This is a genomic window from Nocardiopsis listeri NBRC 13360, assembly GCF_001570765.1.
In the GTDB taxonomy this organism is placed as follows: Bacteria; Actinomycetota; Actinomycetes; order Streptosporangiales; family Streptosporangiaceae; genus Nocardiopsis; species Nocardiopsis listeri.
In genome coordinates this window covers 1-23,920 of sequence record NZ_BCSH01000083.1, presented here as the reverse complement: position 1 = coordinate 23,920, position 23,920 = coordinate 1, and the positions used below count along the sequence as shown (strand labels likewise).

17 protein-coding genes and 1 tRNA gene are annotated in these 23,920 nt (G+C 69.1%); 12 read left to right on the top strand and 6 right to left on the bottom strand.

What is annotated here, in order from left to right; all coding sequences use genetic code 11:
• The first annotated feature begins 2 nt into the window (after positions 1-2).
• Positions 3-1,544, top strand: a complete 1,542-nt coding sequence (locus NLI01S_RS22005; RefSeq protein WP_157091101.1) for a hypothetical protein — start codon at positions 3-5, stop codon at positions 1,542-1,544.
• A gap of 14 nt (positions 1,545-1,558) precedes the next feature.
• On the opposite strand, the gene mfd is transcribed toward NLI01S_RS22005, so the two are convergent.
• Positions 1,559-5,161, bottom strand: coding sequence for a transcription-repair coupling factor (mfd, locus tag NLI01S_RS22000; RefSeq protein WP_067607784.1), 3,603 nt, complete (start codon positions 5,159-5,161; stop codon positions 1,559-1,561).
• Between the two features lie 329 nt (positions 5,162-5,490).
• Between mfd and cysC the strand changes: the two genes are divergently transcribed.
• The gene (gene cysC, locus NLI01S_RS21995) at positions 5,491-7,056 is read left to right on the top strand and encodes an adenylyl-sulfate kinase (RefSeq protein ID WP_067607781.1); all 1,566 of its coding nucleotides are present in this window, start codon (positions 5,491-5,493) and stop codon (positions 7,054-7,056) included.
• Positions 7,057-7,806, top strand: coding sequence for a MazG family protein (locus NLI01S_RS21990; protein ID WP_067607778.1), 750 nt, complete (start codon positions 7,057-7,059; stop codon positions 7,804-7,806).
• A 48-nt stretch (positions 7,807-7,854) separates the two neighbouring features.
• On the opposite strand, the gene NLI01S_RS21985 is transcribed toward NLI01S_RS21990, so the two are convergent.
• Entirely contained in the window at positions 7,855-9,309 is a 1,455-nt protein-coding gene (locus NLI01S_RS21985) for an FtsW/RodA/SpoVE family cell cycle protein (protein WP_067607774.1), read from the bottom strand.
• Positions 9,310-9,609: 300 nt separating this feature from the next.
• On the opposite strand from NLI01S_RS21985, the gene eno reads away from it, so the two are divergent.
• The 6 genes from eno to NLI01S_RS21950 all read left to right on the top strand — a co-directional run bounded on the left by eno (position 9,610) and on the right by NLI01S_RS21950 (position 15,029).
• Positions 9,610-10,893: a phosphopyruvate hydratase gene (gene eno, locus NLI01S_RS21980; protein WP_067607771.1), complete on the top strand. Its 1,284-nt coding sequence runs from the start codon at positions 9,610-9,612 to the stop codon at positions 10,891-10,893.
• Positions 10,894-11,067: 174 nt separating this feature from the next.
• Positions 11,068-11,436 carry an FtsB family cell division protein gene (locus NLI01S_RS21970; protein ID WP_067607768.1) on the top strand — a complete coding sequence of 123 codons (369 nt, stop codon included), beginning with the start codon at positions 11,068-11,070 and terminating at the stop codon, positions 11,434-11,436.
• A 32-nt stretch (positions 11,437-11,468) separates the two neighbouring features.
• Complete coding sequence (locus tag NLI01S_RS21965) at positions 11,469-12,053, top strand: DUF501 domain-containing protein (RefSeq protein WP_067607766.1); 585 nt, start codon at positions 11,469-11,471, stop codon at positions 12,051-12,053.
• Entirely contained in the window at positions 12,050-13,051 is a 1,002-nt protein-coding gene (locus tag NLI01S_RS21960; protein ID WP_067607762.1) for a Ppx/GppA phosphatase family protein, read from the top strand. The genes NLI01S_RS21965 and NLI01S_RS21960 overlap by 4 nt, the downstream gene beginning before the upstream one ends.
• 410 nt (positions 13,052-13,461) lie before the next feature.
• Positions 13,462-14,838, top strand: a complete 1,377-nt coding sequence (locus tag NLI01S_RS21955; RefSeq protein WP_067607759.1) for an NAD(P)/FAD-dependent oxidoreductase — start codon at positions 13,462-13,464, stop codon at positions 14,836-14,838.
• Positions 14,839-14,955: 117 nt separating this feature from the next.
• Positions 14,956-15,029 (top strand) — tRNA-Leu (locus NLI01S_RS21950).
• Between the two features lie 13 nt (positions 15,030-15,042).
• On the opposite strand, the gene NLI01S_RS21945 is transcribed toward NLI01S_RS21950, so the two are convergent.
• Positions 15,043-16,812, bottom strand: a complete 1,770-nt coding sequence (locus tag NLI01S_RS21945; protein WP_067607756.1) for a helix-turn-helix domain-containing protein — start codon at positions 16,810-16,812, stop codon at positions 15,043-15,045.
• 222 nt (positions 16,813-17,034) lie between these two features.
• On the opposite strand from NLI01S_RS21945, the gene pruA reads away from it, so the two are divergent.
• The 3 genes from pruA (at position 17,035) to NLI01S_RS21930 (ending at position 20,780) form a co-directional block, all read left to right on the top strand.
• Positions 17,035-18,660 carry an L-glutamate gamma-semialdehyde dehydrogenase gene (gene pruA, locus NLI01S_RS21940; RefSeq protein WP_067607753.1) on the top strand — a complete coding sequence of 542 codons (1,626 nt, stop codon included), beginning with the start codon at positions 17,035-17,037 and terminating at the stop codon, positions 18,658-18,660.
• A gap of 147 nt (positions 18,661-18,807) precedes the next feature.
• On the top strand, positions 18,808-19,734 hold the full coding sequence (locus NLI01S_RS21935) for a proline dehydrogenase family protein (protein ID WP_067607750.1): 927 nt from the start codon (positions 18,808-18,810) through the stop codon (positions 19,732-19,734).
• 158 nt (positions 19,735-19,892) lie between these two features.
• Complete coding sequence (locus NLI01S_RS21930) at positions 19,893-20,780, top strand: Bax inhibitor-1/YccA family protein (RefSeq protein ID WP_067607746.1); 888 nt, start codon at positions 19,893-19,895, stop codon at positions 20,778-20,780.
• 76 nt (positions 20,781-20,856) lie between these two features.
• On the opposite strand, the gene NLI01S_RS21925 is transcribed toward NLI01S_RS21930, so the two are convergent.
• From NLI01S_RS21925 to NLI01S_RS21915, 3 genes are all read right to left on the bottom strand, one after another.
• Complete coding sequence (locus NLI01S_RS21925) at positions 20,857-21,108, bottom strand: DUF4287 domain-containing protein (RefSeq protein WP_067607743.1); 252 nt, start codon at positions 21,106-21,108, stop codon at positions 20,857-20,859.
• Positions 21,109-21,298: 190 nt separating this feature from the next.
• Positions 21,299-22,519 carry an acetyl-CoA C-acetyltransferase gene (locus NLI01S_RS21920; RefSeq protein WP_067607739.1) on the bottom strand — a complete coding sequence of 407 codons (1,221 nt, stop codon included), beginning with the start codon at positions 22,517-22,519 and terminating at the stop codon, positions 21,299-21,301.
• 39 nt (positions 22,520-22,558) lie between these two features.
• Positions 22,559-23,614: an SGNH/GDSL hydrolase family protein gene (locus NLI01S_RS21915; protein ID WP_067607814.1), complete on the bottom strand. Its 1,056-nt coding sequence runs from the start codon at positions 23,612-23,614 to the stop codon at positions 22,559-22,561.
• Positions 23,615-23,920 lie beyond the last annotated feature (306 nt).

Below are 23,920 nucleotides of genomic sequence, written 5' to 3'. Positions count from 1 at the left end.
CGATGACCACCCCCCTCCACCCGGCCCTGGCCGGCCTCCACGACGTTGATTGGACCCCGTTCGGCCACCCGGGCGGAACGGAGGAGGACCCGACGGAGCTCATGGTCCGGCTGGTGGACGCGGACCCGGCCGTGGCGCGGCGGACCGCCATTCACCTGGACGACCTGCTCAACGACGCGATGACCTACGAGCCGGTTCAACCGCACCACTCGAACGCTGCGCGCTTCCTGCCTTTCCTGTTGGGGTTGCTCCGGGAACCCGACCCGCCCGCCGCGCCCGAGATCGCCGAGGTCCTCTACAATCTGAGCCTCTCCCAGATCTGCCACCCCACCGCCGAACTACGTCGGGCGTTGTTGTCGAGGATCGACGACGTCGTCGATCTCCTGTGGGCCCGGCCCGCCGAAACCATGGAATGGCTGGTCGGCATGGTGGGGAACCTGGGGACGATGATGTGGGGGATCACCGCTCGGGACGACCTGTGGACGGAGGCCTACGGCACCTTCACGGTGCCCGAGGTCGATGTCGTACCTCCGGGGCTGATCGACCCGGTGGGCCGCACTCCCGAAAGTCCGTGGCCGCGTGTTCCCGCCGACATTCGCGCGATCGGAGACGCCCCCGTCCGGCTCGCGACCGCGCTGCGCGCCGTTCTGGCCGATGCCGACGCCGACCCTCGGCTTCGACGTGACGCCCTACTGGCGGCCGTTCTGGTCGATCCCGAGGATCCGTCCTGGGTGACCTCCCACCTGTCGGAGGAGGAACCTTGGGACGTGCGTGTCGGCGCGCTCTGGGTGTCGGCCTGGAAAGGACTGCCCTGGAACGAGACGGCCACCGCGACCGTGTTGGAAGGGTGGGGGGAAAGGGCCGGGTACCTGAGCTCGGAATGGTTCTGGGAGGGGAGGGAACCCTCCTTGGAGGCGCTGGTCATGCGAGACGACCCCGAACTTCACGTGGTGCTCCTGACCGAGCTGATGACGCGGGGTGAGGATGTCCTGTCCGCCGCGAGGCTGCTGTACGACCGATACCCCCGCTCTCGCCCAGGGGTGTCGGCCCTGTCGCCCGCTGTCCGCGAACCTGCTCGTGAGCAGACGGGCCGTCCGGTCGAGGTGACCGAGGAGCGGACGCGGCTGATACGACATTCGGAGAAGACCAAGGACACGCGCTCGCTCGAAGAGATTCGTCGGGCGGCCGAGTTCGCCAAGTATCCGTCCGCCTTCCGCGGATTCCGGCACAACCACGTACACGGGAACATCGGTCACTTCGAGTCCTTGCGCCTGGCCGAGTACACCGGAGAGACGGGACCCCTCATGAGGGCGGTTCGGAACCTGTGGGAACGCCAGGGGCCGGGGCCTTGGCTCCTGCACGCGAGCCAGGTGCTGAAGGGCACCGAGCACGTCGAGGAGTTCCTCTCCCTGGTCCGTGCGGTCCGAAGGGCCACCCCGATATCGCCGCTCCAGGGCCACATGAACACCCTGGCCCCGGCCCGGGACACTTGTGACCTGTTGGATCGCATCATCGCCGACCTGGAGGGCCCCCGAGAACGGTGACCCTCCCTCGGCGGCTACTCGCCCTTGGTCCGGGCCCGGCGCTTGTCCGGTTCGAAGATGGCGTTCACCAGGTCGGTGCACCACTTGAGCAGTTCCAGGTCGCGCAGTGGCTTGCCACCGATCCCACCGGCCTTGGGGACCGGGACCAGGAGGGTCCTGGTGGCCTCCTTGCGGATCGACCTGGGGTACATACGGCGCAGCCTCAGCTCCTGGGACTCGCGCAGTTCCACCGGTGAGAACCGGATCTGGTTGCCCTGCATGACCACGTCGGCCAACCCCGCGGACTTGGCCAGCACCCGGAACCGGGCCACCGCCATGAGGTTGTCCACCGGCTGGGGCGGTGGGCCGTAGCGGTCGGTGAGCTCCTCGTGGGCGGCGAGGATGTCGGCCTCGTCGGAAACGCTCGCGATGCGTTTGTAGGACTGCAACCGCAGCCGCTCTCCCGGCACGTAGTCGTGCGGGATGTGCGCGTTGATGGGCAGCTCGACCTTGGTCTCGACCTCTTCCGCGGCGGTGGGGTCGCCCTTGAGCTCGGCGACGGCCTCACCGACCATGCGCATGTACAGGTCGAAGCCCACGCCCGCGATGGTCCCGGACTGTTCGGCGCCCAGGATGTTGCCGGCGCCCCGGATCTCCAGGTCCTTCATCGCCACGTACATGCCGGCACCCGTCTCGGTGTGCTGGGCCACCGTCGCCAACCGCTCGTAGGCGGTCTCGCTGAGCGGCTTCTCCGGCGGGTACAGGAAGTACGCGTAGGCGCGTTCGCGGCCACGACCCACCCGGCCGCGCAGCTGGTGCAGCTGGGAGAGCCCGTAGGTGTCGGCGCGGTCGATGATGAGGGTGTTGGCGTTGGGCACGTCCAGGCCGGACTCGACGATGGTCGTGGAGACCAGCACGTCGAAGTTCTTCTCCCAGAAGTCCACCATGACCCGTTCGAGCTGCTGCTCGTTCATCTGACCGTGCGCGTAGGCCACTCGTGCCTCGGGCACCAGACGTTGGATGGACGCGGCCACCTTGTCGATGGACGCCACCCGGTTGTGCACGAAGAACACCTGGCCCTCGCGCATCAGTTCGCGTCGGATCGCCGCGGTGATCTGCTTGTCCTCGTAGGGGCCCACGAAGGTGAGCACCGGGTGGCGTTCCTCGGGCGGGGTGAGGATGGTGGTCATCTCGCGGATGCCGGTCAGACCCATCTCCAGGGTGCGGGGGATGGGTGTGGCCGACATGGCCAGTACGTCCACCTGGGTGCGCAGCCGTTTGAGGGACTCCTTGTGCTCGACGCCGAAGCGCTGCTCCTCGTCGATGATGACCAGCCCGAGGTCCTTGAACCGGGTCTCCTGCGACAGCAGGCGGTGGGTGCCGATGACCACGTCGATCTCGCCGCTGCGCAGCCCCTCGCGGGTCAGCTCCACCTCGCCGTCGGTCTGGAAGCGCGACATCGGTTTGACCGTGACGGGGAAGGACGCGTAGCGCTCGGTGAACGTGGACATGTGCTGCTGGACCAGCAGGGTGGTGGGCACCAGCACGGCGACCTGCTTGCCGTCCTGGACCGCCTTGAACGCGGCGCGCACCGCGACCTCGGTCTTGCCGTAGCCCACGTCACCGCAGATCAGCCGGTCCATCGGGACCGACTTGCCCATGTCCTTCTTGACCTCGTCGATGGCGGCCAGCTGGTCGGGCGTCTCCACGTAGGGGAAGGCGTCCTCCAGCTCACGCTGCCAAGGGGTGTCCTGACCGAACGCGTGCCCGGGCGAGGCCTGACGGGCCGAGTACAGGCGGATGAGGTCGCCGGCGATCTCCCGGACGACCTTGCGGGCCCGGCTCTTGGCCTTGCTCCACTCGGCTCCGCCCATCTTGGACAGGGTGGGTGCCTCGCCGCCCACGTACCGGGTGACCTCGCCGAGCTGTTCGGTGGGCACGAAGAGGCGGTCACCGGGTTGTCCGCGCTTGGAGGGCGCGTACTCGATGAGCAGGTATTCGCGGGTGGCGCCCTGGATCTGGCGGCTGACCATCTCCAGGTAGCGGCCCACGCCGTGCTGTTCGTGCACGACGTGGTCGCCGGGCTTGAGCTGGAGTGGGTCGACGGTGCCCTTGCGTCGACTGGGCATGCGTCGCATGTCCCGGGTGGAGGACTTCTGGCCCACCAGGTCGGTCTCGGTGAGCACCACCGTGTGCACCGACCGCAGTAGGAAACCGTGGTCGACCAGGCCGGTGGTGACGGTGGCGATGGCCTCCTTGGGGGCCTCGACCAGGTCGCCGGTCAGGGCCGCGCCCAACCCGGCGTCGCGCAGCATCGCGACGAGTCGTTCGGCCGGCCCCTGCCCCTGGGTGACCAGCACGACGCTCCAGTTGTCGTGCAGCCAGCCCTTGATGTCGGCCAGGGCGCGCTCGGTGTCGCCGCGGTAGCTGTCGGCGGGCACCGCGCCCACCATCACCGCGTCGTCCTCCTCGGCGGTGCGGTCCTCACCGGCGGCGAACGGGGTCAGTCCCCACCAGGGGAGTTCCCGGTCGTCGGCGATGGTGCGCAGTTCGGAGATCGACATGTACGCCGACTCGCCCAGGTCGATGGGGGCCTCGCCGCCGGATGCGGCGTTGATCCAGGACGCGTCCAGGAACTCGGCGCTGGTGGCCTCCAGTTCCAGGGCGCGGGTACGGATGCGCTCGGGGTCGCAGCCCACCACCATGGCGTTCTTCGGCATGTAGGTGAAGAACGGTTCCATGCTCTGGGCGAGCACGGGCGCGAACGCCTCCATGCCCTCCACGGCCACTCCGTCGGCGATCTTGGTGAGGATCTCCGCCAGGGAGGGGTGTTCCTCGGCCAGGGCGCGTGCGCGTTCGCGGACGGTTTCGGTGAGCAGCAACTCCCGGCAGGGCGGCGCGAACAGCCCGGAGAAGGCGCCGTCTCCGGGGCCCGCGCCCTCCTCGCCGGGGGTGATGGATCGCTGGTCGGCGACCTGGAAGTAACGGATGTCCTCGACGGTGTCGCCCCAGAACTCCAGCCGGAGCGGATGTTCCTCGGTGGGTGGGAAGACGTCGAGGATGCCGCCGCGCACGGCCATGTCGCCGCGCTTCTCGACCAGGTCCACGCGGGCGTAGCCGGTGTTGGTCAGGGAGGTGACGACCTCTTCCAGGGGCACCTCGTCACCGGTCCGGATACGGACCGGTTCGAGGTCGCCCAGCCCCGCGACCAGTGGTTGCAGGACGCTCCGGACCGGCGCAACGACCACCCGAAGGGGTGCGGTGAGCGGGTCCGAGGGGTCGGGGTGGGCCAATCGTCGCAGGACCGCCAGGCGTCGGCCGACGGTGTCCGAACGAGGGGAGAGCCGCTCGTGCGGAAGCGTCTCCCACGCGGGGAAGAGCGCGACCGAGTCCGTGGGCAGCAGTGAGCCCAGGGCGTCGGTCAGGTCGGCGGCCTCACGTTCGGTCGCGGTGATGGCGAGCACCGGTCGTGCGGCGCCCACCGGCGCGTCGGCGGCCAGTGCGCCCACCATGAAGGGGCGCAGGGCCGCCGGGGCGACGAGGTCGAGATGGGGATCGCGGCCGCCGCGGGCGGTCTCGATCGCGCTGTGCAGTGCCGGGTCCCGGGAGACGTCGGCGAGAAGTCCAATGAGGCTCATAGCACCAGAAAGTGGAGAGGTACGTGCGGTGGCGGAGACGGTCACGGCCATGGGTCCCCTGAAGTGGATCCGTCCAGGCACGATCGGGCCGCACGTGAGTCGGGCGGCCGTGGGTCGGGTGGATTCGCGCCACCCGTTCTCCGCTCAGCTTATCCAGTTCGCCGATGGCGCGCGGGACGAGTGCGCGGGTCCGGCCGTCTTCGGCCTTCCCTGTTCGCAACACCCGATGAGCTCGGACTCTTCCCGGTCAGAGCACCTCGGCGCCGTGTCGGTGGAGGGCGCGGGACTACGCTGGGTGGGATCGCGACCATGGCAGAGGGAGGACGCGCGTGGTGAGTGGCCACAGGCACGGGAGTCGGCAAGCCCCGGTCTTCGCCCCAGGTCCGGATGGGCTCGCCCACTTGGAGCTCATTCTCAGCGGGGCGTACCCGTTCCCGGGTTTCATGACCCGGGACGAGGTGGAGTCGGTCTCACGGAGTGGGCGGCTGCCCGATGGACGGCCTTGGCCGGTTCCGGTCACCTTGGAGGTTCCCGAGGAGTTGGCCGGTGAGAAGTCGCTCACGCTCACCGACCTCGAAGGCGCGCCGTTGGCCGGGCTGGAGGTGCGCGAGCACTGGGAGGAGGGGGGAGTCCACCGCCTGGCCGGTGACGTGACGATGCTGCGCCCGGCGACCTACGGGGTGTTGCGCGAGCTGCGCGCCACCCCGGCGGAGGTGCGTGCGCAGAGCGAGCTGGAAGGGTCCGAGGCCCGAGCGTTGCTCGCGGTGGTCACCGACCGTCCGTTGCACCATCGGGCGCTGCACCAGATCCGGGCCGAGGCCGACGCGTTGGCGCGCGGTGGTGAACGGGCCGGGGTGATCGTGGTGGTCGACGCCCCCTTGGAGGAGGAGGGACTCGCCACCGCGGTGCTGGCCGCCGAACCCCTGTTGCCGCCGCGCAGCTCGTTCGTGGTCGTGACCTTGCCCCGCTCACGGGCGCGCGCCGCCGGAGTGGTCGGCGGTGCCTGGAGCGAACGGGACACGGCTCTGGCCGCGCACGTCGCCGCCGCCTATGGCGCCACCCACATGCTGGCCGAGTCGGGTGGACGGGGACCGGAGATCGAGCGGGTGATGGCGTTGCGTCCACCGCTGACGGTCCTGGACCCCGAGCCGTGGCGATACGACTCCGAGGAGGGGCTGTGGAAGCCGTTCACGCACGTGGACCCGGCGCGAGCGCTAAAGGAGCCCTCCGACGACGAGGTGGAGTCGGAGCTGGCGCATGGGCGTGAGCTGCCGGCGTGGCTCACCCCGGCCCGGGTCGGCGCGGAGCTGGCCCGGTTGCGCCCGGCGCGTACCAAGCGCGGTCTCACCCTGTTGTTCACCGGTCTGTCGGGGTCGGGCAAGTCCACCATCGCCCGAGGGGTGTCCGATGGAATCCGGCGGGCGGGGCGTTCGGTGACCCTGCTCGACGGCGACGTGGTGCGCCGGATGCTGTCCAAGGGGTTGACGTTCTCCCGGGAGGACCGGGAGCTCAACATCCGTCGGATCGGTTACGTGGCCTCGGAGATCACCCGCCATGGCGGGGTCGCGGTGTGCGCGCCGATCGCTCCCTACGAGACCGGTCGGGCGGAGGTGCGTGCCATGGTGGAGGAGTTCGGTGACTTCTTCCTGGTGCACGTGGCCACCCCGTTGGAGGTGTGCGAGGAGCGCGACCGCAAGGGCCTGTACGCCCAGGCGCGCGCCGGGACGATCCCCGAGTTCACCGGGATCTCCGACCCCTATGAGGTGCCGACCGACGCCGACCTGGTGGTCGACACCGTGGACGCCGACCCGGCCGAGTCCGTGGCCGCGGTGATGGACGCCCTGCGCGAGGGCGGTTGGATCCCGGCCCTGGACCGGCACATGAGTGAGGAATAGATGACAGACGACGTCCGAGCCCCCGGACACCGGGTGCTGCGCCTGGTCGAGGTGATGGAGACGCTGCGCCGGGAGTGTCCGTGGGACGGCTCCCAGACGCACGAGTCCCTGGCCAAGTACCTCATCCAGGAGTCCTACGAGACCTTGGAGACCATCGAGGAGGGCGACCACGCGCTGCTGCGCGAGGAGCTCGGTGACGTGCTGTTGCAGGTGGTCTTCCACGCGGCGATCGGCGCCGAGCGGCCCGAGGGGGATCCGGCGAGGTTCACCGTGGACGACGTCGCCGACGCCATCATCGACAAGATGACCCGCCGCCACCCGCACGTGTTCGGTGGTGTGGAGGTGTCGGGCACCGACGAGGTGTGGTCCAACTGGGAGGCCATCAAGGCGGCCGAGCGCGCGGAGAAGGCCAAGGCCGAGGGAGGCTCGGGCGAGGTCTCGGTGCTGGACGGGGTGCCGTTCGCCCAGCCGGCGGTGCTGCTCGCCTACGAGCTGCAAAAGCGCGCGGTGCGCAACGGCTTTCCCGCCGACCTGGTGGGCGATGACGGGGCCGAGGGTGGCGAGTTGTTCGCGGCGGTGGCGGTCGAGCGGGACCAGGGGCGCGACCCGGAGACGGACCTGCGCCTGGCCGCTCGCCGGTTCGACGGCCGGGTCCGGGCCGCGGAGGAGGCTGCGCGCGCCGACGGTCGTGAGCCGCGTGGGTTGAGCGTCCAGGAGTGGCGCGGTTACTGGTCGAAGACCGACGAGTGACCTCAAGGACCCCGAACCTCTTCGCCCGGTGTGCGACGTCCCCGTGCTTCACTTCCCCGACCGCCTGATCCCCTTCGGTAGGGAACGCACGTCGATCACCTCGGTGGAGGGGTCGCTCGGGGCCAGCCCCGCGCTGAACGTCTCCTGCGGCCGGCGGGCGGTGTCGCCGATGGTCGACAACAGGCCCACGATGACCCAGTTGGCCATCAGAGCCGACCCGCCCGCCGACAGGAACGGTGTGGTCATGCCGGTCAGCGGGATGATGCGGGTGGCGCCGCCCAGCACGATGAACACGTCGAACGCGGTCAGGAACCCGCAGCCCAGCGCGGTCAGCTTCAGGAACACGTCGCGGCTGCCCAGGGCGATGCGGAACGCCCGCTGGGCGAACAGGAACAGTAGGAACAGGACGGCGATGAGGCCGGTGAGCCCGAGCTTCTCGCCCACCGACACCAGGATCAGGTCGCTGTCGGCGGCGAAGATCTCCTGGGCGTACCCGTCGTGGAAACCGGTGCCGAGCAACCCGCCGTAGGCCAGGGCGATCAGGCCCTCCACCACCTGGAAGCTGCCGCCGGGAGAGTTGTAGACCTCGTCGTCGAAGGCGTTCAGCCAGATCCGTACCCGGTTCTGCACGTGACCGAACAGCAGGTACGCCACGTACGCGCCGCCCGCGAAGGCCACCAGTCCGATGAGCACCCAGGACTTACGGGCCGTGGCGGCGTAGAGCACCGCCAGGAACGTCCCGAACAGCAGCAGCGAGGTGCCCAGGTCCTTGGTGCCCACCAGCAGCAGGATCGCCATCCCCCAGCCCAGACCCATGGGCGCCAGGTCACGGGCGCGCGGGGCGCTGAACACCTTCACCCCGCCGATGCGGAAGGTACGGGTCACCGTGGCCAGGACATCGCGCTGTCTACCCAGGTAGGAGGCGAGGAAGACCACCAGCAGCACCTTGGCGAACTCCGAGGGCTGCATGGTGAACGGGCCGATCATGATCCATCGGCGCGCGCCCAGCACCTCGTGTCCCAACGGAGACAGCGGCAACAGGAGCAGGACGAGCGCGCCCAACGCGATCAGGTAGGTGTACAGGGCCAGCCTTCGGGGCCTGCGGGCCAGCACCACGGTGGCCGCGCACAGCCCCAGACCGACCAGGGTCCACAGCAGCTGCCGATCGGCCTCGGTGTGCTCTTCGCCGCCGGTGCGCGACATCTGTAGCGCCCAGATCATGGTCAGGCCGATCCCGCTCAGCGTCGTGGCCACAGGGAGCAGGACGGGGTCGGCGTAGGGAGCGATGAACCGCAACAGGACGTGCACGCCCAGGGCTCCGACGCCGACGACCGACACGTAGGTGGACACGCTGGGGTCGATTCCGCCGGTGATGGCGAGGGAGGCGCAGGCCAGGCCGGCGGCGGTGACGGTGAGGGCGGTCAGGAGCAGTCCGAGTTCGGCCCGCCGTCGGCGGACCGGACGTAGTGTGCCGTCCAGGGATGCGCTCTGAGGGTCCGCCACGGTTCGAACTATAGGCCGCTGAGCTCCCGGCTCAAGGAGCGGGGCCGGTTCCGGGCGGGTCCGTTCGAACCACGGTGAGGCCGTTGCCCCGGCCGGTCAACGGAGAGGGACGGTACCCGGCGTCGCCGAACACCGCGGGGAGGCGGCCGTGGAGGTCGCGCTCGTCGCCCTGAACGCAGGACTCTCGTATATGGACTAGACCAATCGGGCCGGGGGGACTCCACCGATGGGGGTCAGGGTCGCTAGTCTCGTGTTCGGGCCGGAAAGAGTTGGCCCAGACACCGAAGAGACGGAGAGATCGTGGCGTCCATCGAGTCAGTACAGGCGCGGGAGATCCTTGACTCCCGGGGAAACCCGACAGTCGAGGTCGAGGTCCTGCTCGACGACGGGATCACTGCTCGCGCTGGTGTCCCCAGCGGTGCCTCCACCGGACGGTTCGAGGCGGTCGAACTGCGCGACGGCGGCGACCGCTACGGCGGTAAGGGTGTGACCAAGGCGGTCACCGCGGTCAACGACGAGGTCGCCGAGGAACTGCGCGGCCACACCCCGGACGAACAGCGCACCATCGACCGTGCGCTCATCGACCTGGACGGAACCCCGGACAAGTCCCGGATCGGCGCCAACGCCATCCTGGGCACCTCCCTGGCCGTGGCCAGGGCCGCCGCCGAGGAAGCCGACCTGCCGCTGTACCGCTACATCGGCGGTCCCAACGCGCACGTGCTGCCCGTGCCGATGATGAACATCCTCAACGGTGGCGCGCACGCCGACAGCAACGTCGACATCCAGGAGTTCATGGTCGCTCCGATCGGCGCGTCGACCTTCTCCGAGGCCGTGCGATGGGGCACCGAGGTCTACCACTCCCTGAAGTCGGTCCTCAAGGCCCACGGCCTGGGCACCGGTGTCGGTGACGAGGGCGGCTTCGCTCCGAACCTGGACAGCAACCGTGCCGCCTTGGACCTCATCGTCGAGGCGATCGAGAAGGCCGGCTACAAGGCCGGTTCCGACGTCGCCCTGGCGTTGGACGTGGCCGCCAGCGAACTGTTCTCCGACGGTGTGTACACCTTCGAGGGCAAGTCCCGCACCTCCGAGGAGATGGCCGCCTACTACGCGGAGCTCGTCGACGCCTACCCGTTGGTCTCCATCGAGGACCCCCTCGACGAGGAGGACTGGGACGGCTGGAAGAAGCTCACCGAGCGGCTCGGCGCCAAGGTCCAGCTGGTGGGCGACGACCTGTTCGTCACCAACCCCGAGCGGCTCCAGCGCGGCATCGACGCCGACACCGCCAACTCGCTGCTGGTGAAGGTCAACCAGATCGGCACCCTGACCGAGACCCTGGACGCGGTGTCCCTCGCCCAGCGCAGCGGTTACACGGCGATGATCAGCCACCGTTCCGGCGAGACCGAGGACACCACCATCGCCGACATCGCGGTGGCCACCAACGCCGGCCAGATCAAGACCGGTGCGCCGGCGCGCAGCGAGCGGGTCGCCAAGTACAACCAGCTGCTGCGCATCGAGGAGGAACTCGACGACGCCGCCGTGTACGCGGGCGTGTCGGCCTTCCCGAGGTTCACCGAGCGCGGCTAGTCTGCCCCAGTGTCCCGCGAAACGCAGCAGCCGCCCACAAAGGCCCGGAAGTCGGCCAAAACCGACAAGCCACGGAAGGGTGCTGCCACCAGAGCGGGCACGAAGGCCCAGGCCACGACGAAGGCCAAGGCCACCAAGGCCACGAGCGCGGGCCGCACCCGACGGGTGCGGCCCATGCTCACCAGCCGGGCCGCGATCCTGGCCCTCGTGGTGATCGTGATCGCGCTGAGCCTGGCCTATCCGCTTCGCGAGTACGTCATGCAGCGCGCCCAGATCGCCCAGTTGCAGGACGATCGGGCCCGTATGGAGGCCAACCTCGAGGAACTGCGCGAGCGCGAGGAGGCGTTGAACGACGACGCCTACGTGGAGCGCGAGGCCCGAGCCCGTCTGCACTACCAGTACCCGGACGAGACCTCCTACATCGTGATCCGTCCCGATTCCGAGGGCGAGGAACGGGTCGACCCCTCCGAGCCCCGTGACCCCTGGTTCACCGAGCTGTGGCGTTCGGTGGAGGAGGCGGACCGGCCCGACGACGGGCTCTGACCGGCCTTGGCTGCGCCTATGCTGGTTGGGTCATGACTTCCGCAGATCAGCCCGTTCCGGGGCATACCGATGGTGATCCCGCCTCCGAGCGAGACCTCGCCGCGATCGAACTCCAGTTGGGTCGTCCGCCTCGCGGGGTCCGCGCCGTCGCGCACCGCTGCCCGTGCGGCCTGCCCGACGTGGTGAAGACCGCCCCCCGCCTGGAAGACGGCACTCCCTTCCCGACGTTGTACTACCTGACCTGCCCGCGCGCCGCCTCGGCGATCGGTCGGCTGGAGGGCGACGGCGCGATGCGCCGGATGCAGGAGCGTTTGGGCGAGGAGCCCGACCTACAGGAGGCCTACACCAAGGCCCACGAGTCCTACATCGCCGAGCGTTCCGAACAGGCTCGCCTGGACGGTGTGGAGCCGCTGCCAGAGGGCATGCAGAGCACCGGTGGGATGCCCACACGGGTCAAGTGCCTGCACGCCCTGGTCGGGCACGAACTCGCTTCCCCGGGGGTCAACCCCATCGGCGCCGAGGCGCTGGACGAACTCCCCGACTGGTGGGACCGGGGCCCATGTGTGTGCGTGGACGAGAACGCCCCCGAGGGCGCTGAAGGGACGGACGCTTCATGAGCGGTGTCGCCGCGATCGACTGCGGAACCAATTCGATCAGGCTGTTGATCGCCGACGTCGTCTCCCTCGACGGTGACGAGGTCCAGGTGGTCGACGCCGACCGGCGCATGGAGATCGTGCGCCTGGGTGAGGGTGTGGACGAGACCGGCGCGTTCTCCGAGGAGGCGCTGGAGCGCACCTTCGACGCGCTGCGCGGGTACGCCGAGGCGATCGAGGCGCACGGTATCGAGTTGGGGCCGGACACGGTGCGCATGGTCGCCACCAGCGCCACCCGGGACGCGAGCAACCGTCAGGTGTTCGTGGACGGGGTCCGCGAGATCATCGGGGTGGAACCCGAGGTGGTCACCGGCCTGGAGGAGGCCGAACTGTCCTTCGTCGGGGCCACGGCCGAGCTGGACGCCGAGGCGGCCGACGGCGAGAGTGCCGGGGACTTCGCCCCGCCCTTCCTGGTCGTCGACATCGGCGGCGGCTCCACCGAGTTCGTGCTGGGCGGCCTGGGCGACGAGGACGAACTGGTCCGGGACTCCCTGTCGGTGAACATCGGTTGCGTGCGCATGAGCGAGCGCCACCTGCGTTCGGACCCGCCGACCGACGAACAGGTCCAGGCGGCCACGGCCGACATTGAGGTCGCCTTGGACGAGGTGGAGAAGGTCGTCCCGCTGGGTGAGGCCGGCTCGGTGGTGTGCGTGGCCGGGACCGCGACGACGGTGGCCGGGATCTCCCTGGGCCTTCCCGAGTACGACTCCGAGCGCATCCACCACACCCGGGTCTCCACGAGGGACCTGGAGCGCATCACCGGTGAGCTGCTGCGCTCCACGCACTCCGAGCGTGCGGAGATCGGGGTCATGCACCCCGGTCGCGTCGACGTCATCGGGGCGGGCGCCCTGGTGCTGTCCCGGGTGCTGGCGCGTACGGGCGCTGATCACTTCACCGCGAGCGAGCACGACATCCTGGACGGTGTGGCCTGGAGCCTCATCGCGGCGGAGGAGGGGGCCTGACCCGGCCCCCACGAGGGAGGACCGGTCGTCAGGGCCGGTACATCGAGGCGTGACCTCCTGGAAAGGGAACTTCGGGCGGATCCGAAGGGACTTCCGGGAGGTACGGCCCGGGACCTTGGGTGAGACGTGTCACCCGTAGTCCTCTTGTGAATGCATTCACAGGCCCTATGACCTGCGAAGACATCTCTCGCATATGTCGCGGAGTGGTCCGAAGGTAGGCGGGTGTGAACCTTCCTGCGGATGGCTGCTTGTGAAAGAATGCACAAGCGGCCTCCGCAAGAGTCGAAGGTAGGGAACCACGACTCGGAGGTCGGCCCGATCGCACTTGGTCGGGGAGCCGAAGATCGTGACAGGCTTTGCGGCCCTTGAGGCAAGGGCGCCACAGGAATAACCGTTAGGGCGGAAATGCGATGACCGAGAGCAGGAACTACCGGCTGGTACACGGCGGCGGGGACGAGGCGGAGATCCCGCACATCCTCATCGTCGGGGGCGGTTACCTCGGGATGTACACCGCGAGGCGGCTGGAGAAGAAGTTGGGGGCCGGCGAGGCGCGCATCACCGTCATCGACCCCAACTCCTACATGACCTACCAGCCCTTCCTGCCCGAGACGGCCGCCGGCAGCATCTCCCCGCGCAACGTCGTGGTGCCGCTGCGCAAGGTCTTCGACCGCGTCCGCGTCCTCAGTGGCCGCGTCGTGCGCATCGACAGCGCCGAGAACACGGTCCGCTACGAGCCCAACGTCGGTGAACCCCAGACGATGGCCTACGACCACCTGGTCATGGCCGCCGGTGCCGTCTCCCGCACGCTGCCCATCCCCGGGCTCGCGGAGTGGGGCATCGGCATCAAGACCGTCGAAGAGGCCGCCTACCTGCGCAACCACGTCCTCGACCAGCTCGCCATCGCCGACTCCACCGACGACAAGGACGTGCGCGCCAAGGCGCTCAACTTCGTCTTCGTCGGTGGCGGGTTCGCCGGTGCCGAGGCCATCGCCGAGCTGGAGGACATGGTCCGCGACGCCGTTCGCGTGCACCCCTCGATCGAACAGGACGAGGTGAACTTCTACCTCATCGAGGCAGCGGACAAGATCCTGCCCGAGGTCGGCCCCGAGGTCGGTGCGAAGGCCCTCAACCAGCTCCGTCGCCGCGACATCGACGTGCGTCTCAGCACGTTCCTGGAGTCGGCCACCGACCAGCGCATCAAGCTCAGCGACGGCACCGAGTTCGACGCCGGCACCCTGGTGTGGACCGCTGGGGTCAAGCCCAGCCCGGTCGTGTCCGCCAGTGACCTGCCCCTGGGCCCCAAGGGTCACGTCGACACCACCGAGTACCTGACCGTGAACGGCACCGACAACGTCTTCGCCGGTGGCGACAACGCCCAGGTGCCCGACGGCAAGGGCGGCTACTACCCGCCCAACGCCCAGAACGCGGTCCGTCAGGCCCCGGTGCTCGCCGGCAACGTCATCGCGACCCTGCGCGGCACCGACCTGAAGGCCTACAAGCACGACAACCTCGGCGCCGTCGCCGGTCTGGGCGTGCACAAGGGCGCCGCCCAGCTGTTCGGCAAGATCAAGCTGAACGGCCGCCTCGCCTGGTACGCGCACCGCACCTACCACCTGCTCGCGGTGCCGACCTTCAACCGCAAGCTGCGGGTGCTCTCCGACTGGACGCTCTCCCTCTTCCTCAAGCGCGACTTCGCCGCGCTTCCCGAGATGGCCGAGCCCCGTCAGGCCTTCGAGGCGGCCAGCCGCCCGCAGGTCGAGGACGGTCGACTGCGTCGGGTGAGTTGACGCGCGCCCCGAGAACACAGAAAACGGCCGGGTTCCACTGGAACCCGGCCGTTTTCTGTCCCCTTCCGGCCAAGCAGAACCAAAGTGGGCAATCGGCCCGGCCGGTATGATGGAGTCGCCCTCGTAGCCCAATGGCAGAGGCAGGCCCCCTAAAAGGGTCACAAGTGTCGGTTCGAGTCCGACCGAGGGTACTTCTGAGCTCGCTCATCTGTCCGGATCGTGCCGCTCCATGAGCAGCTGGAGCCAGGTGAACAGTCGCTCTCCCGGGTCGGCGAGGTCGATCCCGCTCACCGTGGCCGCGCGCCGCACCCGATAGCGCAGTGTGTTCGGATGGACGTGCAGCCGCTCGGCGGCGGAGCGGGCGTCCCCGAACGCCTCCAGGTAGGCCAGCAACGAGTGCACCAGGTCGGCGCCCCCGGCACGGTCGTGCTCCACCAACCGACTCACCCGAGGATCCCGCAGCGACGAATCCGCCCGAAGGTGCGCCAGGGTCTCGCTGATCAGCACCTGCGAGCGCACGTCGGAAATGGTCGCCACCTCCCAGTCGTCGTCCCGGTCCAGGTCCCGTTCCATGGCGTCCAGGACCCGGTCGGCCTCGGCGCGCGAATCGGGCACGTCGCCCAATCGTTCCACCAGTGAACCCACCGCCGCCTGAACCCGAACGCCGAGCGCCGCGCGCGCCGCCGCCACCGTCCTGCGGCCCAACGCCACCACCGACTGCTCCACCCCGCGCCACCCCTCCCGGCCACGGGCTAGATCGGGGAGCAGGACGTACACCCGACCGTCCAGTTCGGTGGTCAGGGAACCGCGCCGGTAGGCGGCGGTGTGCACCGACACCAGGTCGATGAGCCGCCGCCGACGCAACTCCCGTTCGGGGCGGTCGGCGCGTTCTCCGGTCCCGCCCTCGACGTCCTCGGACTCCGCACCTCGACGCGGTGAGAACGCGATCACCAGCGCCGCCCGGTCGGTGTGCACCTCGACTGTGTCGGCCAGCGCGCTCGCGTCGATGCGCCCCTCCAACAGGCTCGACAACAGGTCCTCGCGCAGCCGTAGGCCGGCGCTGGCCTGGGTGCGCTGGCGGATCATGTGCAGCGCGGTGGTGCGGGCCGCGCCCAGCAGCGCCTCGTCCGCGTGCGCGGTCAGGGGTTCGGACCCCTCCTGCACCCAGATCGAGCCCAACGGTCGACGCCCCGCGTGGATGCCCACCGCCAGCCGGCGGCGGATGCCCAGTTCGGGATGCTCGTCGATGCGCACGACCTCCTCGCCCGAGCGCAACTTGGCGAACACGCCCCATTCGCGCAGCAGCGCCAGGTACGACTCCGGTCCCTGCCGGCCGAGCACCGACAGTCGTCGCAACTCGTCCACCTCGGCGCCGCTGGAGTAGGCCAACACCCGGCTCGCGGCGTCCTCGATGCTCACCAACCCGCCGGTGAGGTGCGCGATGGTCTGCGCCATGGAGAACAGATCGCCGCCCGCCTCCGACAGGTCCTCGGTGGCGGTCACCCTGGCGTCGTCCACGATGTGCTGGCACACCGACTGCAACTGGTCCCACCGCACTTCGGGTCGCACCGTCAACAACGCGACCCCGGCCGCCTGGGCCTCGGTTCGCAGGGCCAGTGCCTCCTCCGCCGAGCGCTGGACGCGCCCCGACCGTTGCTCGGCCGGAGGCGGCAACACCTCCTGCGGCTGCGCGTGGACACCGGTCTTGACCGCGACCGCCGTGGCTCCCCGTTCGGCGAGTGTGCGCACCATGCTCCGGGCCCGGGAACCGCGTACCCCGATCAACAGCACGAGGTCGCCCTTCCGCGCCTCCACGCGGTCCTCGGGGTCGAGAATGACGACCTTGTCCACCTGGACATCGAGTCCATGGGGGGCCGCGACTACGTCGACCACCGGGTCGCCGAGGGCGAGCAAGAGGGCGCGTAGAGCGACACCCTCCTCGGATGCCCCCTCTTGACCCTTCTGAACAGGCATGATGTTTTTCCTCTCCAGGGGTGTTCGGGGTATGACCCTACTGGAGGCGCGGATGCCCGGCGTCGGTGGAGTCGAATGCGCAAGTGTTCTTTTTTGTCCCATCGGACAAATGAGCTTGGCAAAGAGTGGCCCGGCCCACAAGGCATGGATGTCCACGCTCTGAGACCGTTGAATCAGCCCAACCCTGCTCGTTCAGGGACATTCTTTCCAGGGAGGTGCCCCATGGACGCCGTGACCAACGTCCCGACGCCGGTCAACGAACCCGTTCTCTCCTACGCTCCGGGTAGCCCCGAGCGCGCCGAGCTCGAAGCCGCGCTCGCGGAGCTCGGCCGCGAGAGCATCGACCTTCCGATGCGCATCAACGGCGAGAGCCGCATGGGCGGTGGCGAGCCCATCGACGCCGTTCAGCCGCACAAGCACGCCTCCGTCCTGGGCACGATGCGCAACGCCACCCAGGACGACGCACGCGACGCCATCGCCGCCGCGAAGGCCGCGGCCCCCGCCTGGCGCGCGATGTCCTTCGACGACCGCGCCGCCATCATCCTGCGCGCCGCCGAGCTGCTCGCCGGCCCCTGGCGTGCCACGATCAACGCCGCCACCATGCTCGGCCAGTCGAAGACCGCCCAGCAGGCGGAGATCGACGCGGCCTGTGAGCTCATCGACTTCTGGCGCTTCAACGTCTCCTACGCCCGTGGGCTCATCGAGCAGCAGCCGTTGAGCGTCAAGGGCGTGTGGAACCGGATGGAGCAGCGTCCGCTGGAGGGGTTCGTCTACGCGATCACCCCCTTCAACTTCACCGCCATCGCCGGCAACCTGCCCACCGCCCCGGCCCTGATGGGCAACGTGGTCGTGTGGAAGCCGTCCCCGACCCAGCAGTTCGCCGCCGAGCTGACCATGCGCCTCCTGGAGGAGGCCGGCATGCCCCCGGGCGTCATCAACATGGTCACCGGTGACGGTCTGGCCGTCTCCGACGTCGCCCTCAACGACCCCGAACTGGCCGGTGTGCACTTCACCGGGTCCACCAAGACCTTCCAGCACCTGTGGAAGAGCGTCGGCGAGAACATCTCCAACTACCGCTCCTACCCGCGCATCGTGGGCGAGACCGGTGGCAAGGACTTCATCGTCGCCCACTCCTCCGCCGACCCGGAGGTGCTGCGCACCGCCATCGTCCGCGGCGCGTTCGAGTACCAGGGCCAGAAGTGCTCCGCCGCCTCGCGTGCCTTCGTCGCGCGTTCGGTGTGGGAGAAGATGCGCGACGACCTGGTCGCCGAGACCGAGGCCCTGACCATGGGCGACGTCACCGACCTGTCGAACTTCATGGGCGCCGTCATCGACCGTCGCTCCTTCGACAAACTGGCCAAGGTCTTGGAGGACGCCAAGTCCGACCCGACCCTGAACATCATCGCCGGTGGCACCGCCGACGACTCGGTCGGCTACTTCGTCCGTCCGACCATCATCGAGGGCACCGACCCGAGCAACGACGTCTTCCGCACCGAGTACTTCGGTCCGGTCGTCGCCGTCCACGTCTACGAGGACGATGACTTCGACGCGATCCTCGAGATCGTCGACGAGGGTTCGGCCTACGCCCTGACCGGAGCCATCCTGGCCACCGACCGGGCGGCCGTCGCCAAGGCGACCGAGGCCCTGCGCTTCACCGCCGGCAACTTCTACATCAACGACCGTCCGACCGGCTCCATCGTCGGTCAGCAGCCCTTCGGCGGCGGCCGCGCCTCCGGCACCAACGACAAGGCCGGTTCGGCGCAGAACCTGTCCCGTTGGGCCAGCCCGCGCGCCATCAAGGAGACGTTCGTCGCGCCGACGGTCTCCTCCTACCCCCACCAGGGGTAGTGCCCCGGGCGCGTACCTCCTCCGTCTTGAGGAGGTACGCGCCCCGACCACGCCCCCCGAGGAATCCATCGGTGCGGCCGGTTCAGCCGGCTGTGCTTCGTCCGCGCCGACCACGACCGGTTCGCGCACGTCTTCTTCGAGGTCACCATGCTTCGCAAACCCCTGTTGCTCGCCGCCAGGTCCGCGACCTGCCGCAAGATCGTCGAGCGCACGCCCATGACCAGGGCCATGGTCACCCGCTTCGTCGCGGGGGCAGACCAGGAAGAGGCCCTACCGGCCGTCCACAAGTTGGCCGAGGACCGCTACATCACCCTGGACTTCCTCGGTGAGGACACCACCGACCTGTCCCAGGCCACCGCCACGGTCAACGCCTACCAGGACCTGCTCGCCGCCCTCGGTGAGGCCGGGCTGGGCGATCGCGCCGAGGTCTCGGTCAAGCTGTCGGCCGTCGGTCAGTTCCTGAACGCGGACGGCGAGAAGATCGCGTTGGAGAACGCGCGCAGGATCGCCGAGGCCGCGAAGGCGATCGGCACCACGGTCACCCTCGACATGGAGGACCACACCACCGTCGACTCCACGTTGGGTATCCTGCGCGAGTTGCGCGAGGACTTCCCGTTCGTGGGCGCGGTGCTCCAGGCCTACCTGCGTCGTACCGTGGCCGACTGCCGAGACCTGAGCGGCTCCGGTTCCCGGGTGCGTCTGTGCAAGGGCGCCTACGACGAGCCCGAGTCCGTGGCCTTCCGTGACAAGCAGGAGGTCGACAAGGCGTACGTGCGGGCCCTGCGCGTCCTGATGGAGGGCGAGGGCTACCCGATGGTGGCCTCGCACGACCCACGGATGATCGCCATCGCCGGTGAGCTGGCCACCACCAACGGTCGCGGTGCGGACGACCACGAGTACCAGATGCTGTACGGCATCCGAGACGCCGAGCAGGTGCGCCTGGCCGCGGAGGGCAAGCGCATGCGCGTGTACGTGCCCTACGGCGACGAGTGGTACGGCTACTACATGCGTCGTCTGGCGGAGCGTCCCGCCAACATGCTCTTCTTCGCACGTTCGTTGCTCACGCGCGACTGAGCGACCGCGAAGCCCGCGCCGGTCTCGGCGGCCCGCTCCGTTCCCCGACGGTGCGGGCCGTCGCCGTTTCCCAACGGTGACCTTCCCTCGGAACCCGGGAAGAGGCCCGTACGTTACTTTGTGGGCAGCAATCCACGCGTGAAAGGCCTTTACTAGACATGCGGATGCGCAGTTCCAACCCCGTCCTCAAGCGGGCGCTACAACAGCAGTCCGGGCCCGGCCAGGGCTACGGACAGCAGGGCTATGGGCAGCCGGGGTACGGACAGCCGTACCCGCAGCAGGGCTACCCCCAGCAGGGCTACCCCCAGGCGGGCTACCCGCAGCAGCCGGTGGCCGACCAGCCGATGACCATCGACGACGTGGTCGTGCGCACGGGTATGACCCTGGGCACGGTCGCGCTGTTCGGCGTCATCAACTACTTCCTCTTCATGGGCAACCAGGGCCTGGGCATGGCGCTCATGTTCGTGGGCATGCTCGGCGGCCTCGTACTGGGCCTGGTGATCGCGTTCAAGCAGATCACCAACCCGGTCGCGATCCTGAGCTACGCGGCGCTGGAAGGGCTGCTGGTCGGTGGCCTGTCCGCCTTCCTCGGCATGACCCTCTCGGCCACCCTCAACGACCCGTCCGAGGGACCCTCCCTGGTCTCCCAGGCCGTGATCGGCACGGTGGCGGTCTTCGCCGTGATGCTGGCGCTGTACAAGTTCCGGATCATCAAGGTGACCGACGGCTTCGTCAAGGCCGTCTCCTACGCCGTCATGGGCGCCGCGGCGCTGATGCTGGTCAACTTCGTGCTCAGCTTCTTCATCGCCGGTGGCATGGGCCTGCGCGGTCCCACCTGGTTGGGCCTGGGCGTCGGCATCGTGTTCGTCGTGCTGGCCGCCCTGACCCTGGCCATCGAGTTCCGTGGCATCGAGGAGGGCGTCGCCGCCGGCATCCCGAACAAGTTCGCCTGGCAGTTCGCCTTCGGTCTGACCGTCTCCCTGGTCTGGCTGTACATCGAGATCCTGCGCCTGCTCTGGATCATCAAGACGATGTTCGCCGATTAGCGCTCGATCGTCCCGCACGGACGGGCCGCCCCGAGAACACTTCGGGGCGGCCCTTTCGCGTTCGCCGTTCCCCGTGTCAGGAACCCTCGCGGCGCGGTGCCGGGATGGTCCGGTTCCTTCGGCGTCGGTCGTACTCGGTGACGATGGCCTGGGCGTAGCCGTGGGTGAGGTCGTACTCGTCGGCGAGCCAGTGTGACCGGTCCAAGGGGCGCAGCAGGCCCGGTCCCTTGTCGAGCGAGTCGAACCACTCGTGGAGTCCTCGGCCTGTCACGACCGGGATGCGTTCGATGAGCTTTGCGTGGATCTCCGGCGAGTGGGCAACCGACATAGGCACCTCCGCAGTGCGTTGGGCGTGTGGCACTCACCTGCGACCATGCATCAGGTTCACGGTTCGGACAAGACCTGGTCGCCGGCTTTTACCTTGTCGGAGCGCGAACGTTCGCTCAGAGGTGCTATGAGGCCGAACCCGGAAAGGGCCCCGGACCGATCCGGTCCGGGGCCCGAGACCGCTTCACGGATCAGCTGAGGCGCTCGAAGACGGCCGCCATGCCCTGGCCGCCGCCGACGCACATGGTCTCCAGACCGAACGTCTTGTCGTGGAACTGCAAACCGTTGATCAGCGTGCCGGTGATACGCGCGCCGGTACTGCCGAACGGGTGGCCCATGGCGATGGCGCCGCCGTTGACGTTGAGCCGGGAGTCGATGTCGATGCCCAGCCGATCGGCCGAGGGCAGCACCTGGGCGGCGAAGGCCTCGTTGATCTCGACCAGGTCGATGTCGCCGATCGCCATGTTGGCGCGGGCCAGGGCCTGCTTGGAGGCTTCGACCGGGCCCAGGCCCATGATCTCGGGGCTCAGTCCGGTCACACCGGTGGAGACGATCCGGGCCAGCGGGGTCAGACCCAGCTGCTTGGCCTTGGTGTCGCTCATGATGACGAGTGCGGAGGCGCCGTCGTTGAGCGGGCAGGCGTTGCCGGCGGTGACGCTGCCATCGGGGCGAAAGACCGGCTTGAGCTGCGAGACCTTCTCGTAGGTGGTGCCGCGGCGGATGCCGTCGTCGGTGCTGACGACCGTACCGTCGGGCAGGGTCACCGGGGTGATCTCCCGCTCCCAGAAACCGTTGTCGAGGGACTTCTCGGCGAGGTTCTGCGAGCGGACGGCGAACTCGTCCTGGCGCTGCCGGGAGACGCCGGTGAGCTCGGCGACGTTCTCCGCGGTCTGGCCCATCTCGATGTAGGCGTCGGGCAGCAGGCCCGACTCGCGCGGGTCGGTCCAGGTGCCCTGGCCACCCTCCTTGCGCTTCTCCGTGCGGGCCTTGGCGTCCGCGAAGAGCGGGTTCTCGTTCTGCGGGTTGTCGCTGCTGCCGTTGACGAAACGACTGACGGTTTCCACGCCTGCGGAGATGAAGACGTCGCCCTCACCGGCCTTGATGGCGTGGTAGGCCATCCGGGTGGTCTGCAACGAGGAAGAACAGTAACGGGTGATGGTGGTACCCGGAACGGTGTCCAGGCCCAGCTGCACGGCCACGATGCGGGCCATGTTGAAGCCCTGGTCACCACCGGGCAGACCACAGCCGAGCATGAGGTCGTCGATGCTCTCGGGGTCGAGCTCGGGGACCTTGGCGAGGGCCGCGCCGATGATCTGGGTGGTGAGGTCGTCCGGACGCATGTCCTTCAGGGAGCCCTTGAAGGCCCGGCCGATCGGGGAGCGCGCGGTGGCGACGATGACTGCTTCGGGCATGTTCCTCGTCCTTGTCGTGGGCACGTTGTTACTGACCAGTTAACCCGTCGGGCGTTCCCGTGCGCCATCCGGGGTCCTCGTTCGTGTGTCCTTCGGATCGGGCCCTCTCCCGTCTTCTCGGGTGGTGTCCCGGAGGCGGAACGGACCGCGGATGAGGGCCGACCACCCGGAGAGGGAACCGCTCGGCTCGGGGCCATCGGCCCGTGTGACCTCGGTTCCCGGGGTCTCGGAGGCGACCACGGCCGCGCGTTCGACCGGCAGGACGCCACGGGTGCGTTCGTCCTCGTCGAGTTCGGGCAGTAGTCCCAGGGCGGCGCACGCGGACGGAAGAACGGCGAACGCGGCCTGAGCGTACCCGCGAGCCGACGGATGAAAACGGTCCGGTCCGAACATGGAACCAGGGTCCGTCCGAAAATCCTCGCCGAGGATGTCGCTCAGTGAGACGGTGCGACCGCCGACCTCGGTGACCGCGATCGTCTGGGCGGCCGCCAGTTGGCGGGAGGCCCGCCGGGCCACCGACCGTAGCGGCCAGCCGATGGGGCGCACCGTGCCCAGGTCCGGACAGGTCGCCACCACCACCGGTGTGCCCAGCCCCACCAGCTCCCGGGTGACGTCGCGCAGCGCAGCCACCGCGTCGTTGGGTCGCACCCGGCGGATCACGTCGTTGGCGCCGATGAAGACCACCGCCACGTCGAAGTGCCGGTCGGCCGAGCGAGCCCCGGACCGTTCGAGTTGGCGGTCGAGGTCGGCCGAGGTGGCACCCGGCTTGGCCGTGCAACGCAGCCGCACCGGACGATCGGAGGCCGCGGCGATCCCCGCGGCCAGCATCGCGCCGGGTGTCTCACGCGCCTCCTCCACGGCGAAACCGGCGGCGGTGGAGTCGCCGATCATCAACAGCCGCAGTGGCGGGCCGTCCCCGTCGCCATAGGCGCCGTCGGTGCGGGGCCGCTTCCACTCGGTCACGCCGATGGCGTTCTTGGCCAGCCTGGCCTGGAGGTAGAGCAGCGCCAGCGTGCCCCCGCCCACCAGCGTGAGTCCACCTCCTCCGAAGGCGGTGGCGGCGGCGATGCGTCGGGCCCGCGCGGCTCGCAGCATGCGGAAGTCACCTCCGGTGAGTAGGACCCGCCCCAGGTGCCGGCGAACCGGTCGTCCACCGACGTTACCGGCGGGGAACCCGGTGGTCACGTACCTTGGCGGCACACAATCCGCGCCTTCGGGTCACCTGTTCGATACGTTCGCGACTGGTGGGCCGACCGATCCGGTTCGGTGCTCCGGGGCAGGTGAAACGGAACGAACCCCCAAGAACCAAATGAGTGAATGAGTGAATGAGTGATTCCACGGGGTGGGGTGGGGTGGTTGCTGGGGGCGGGGGTTGGTGTGGGTGGGGGCGGTTGGTGTGGC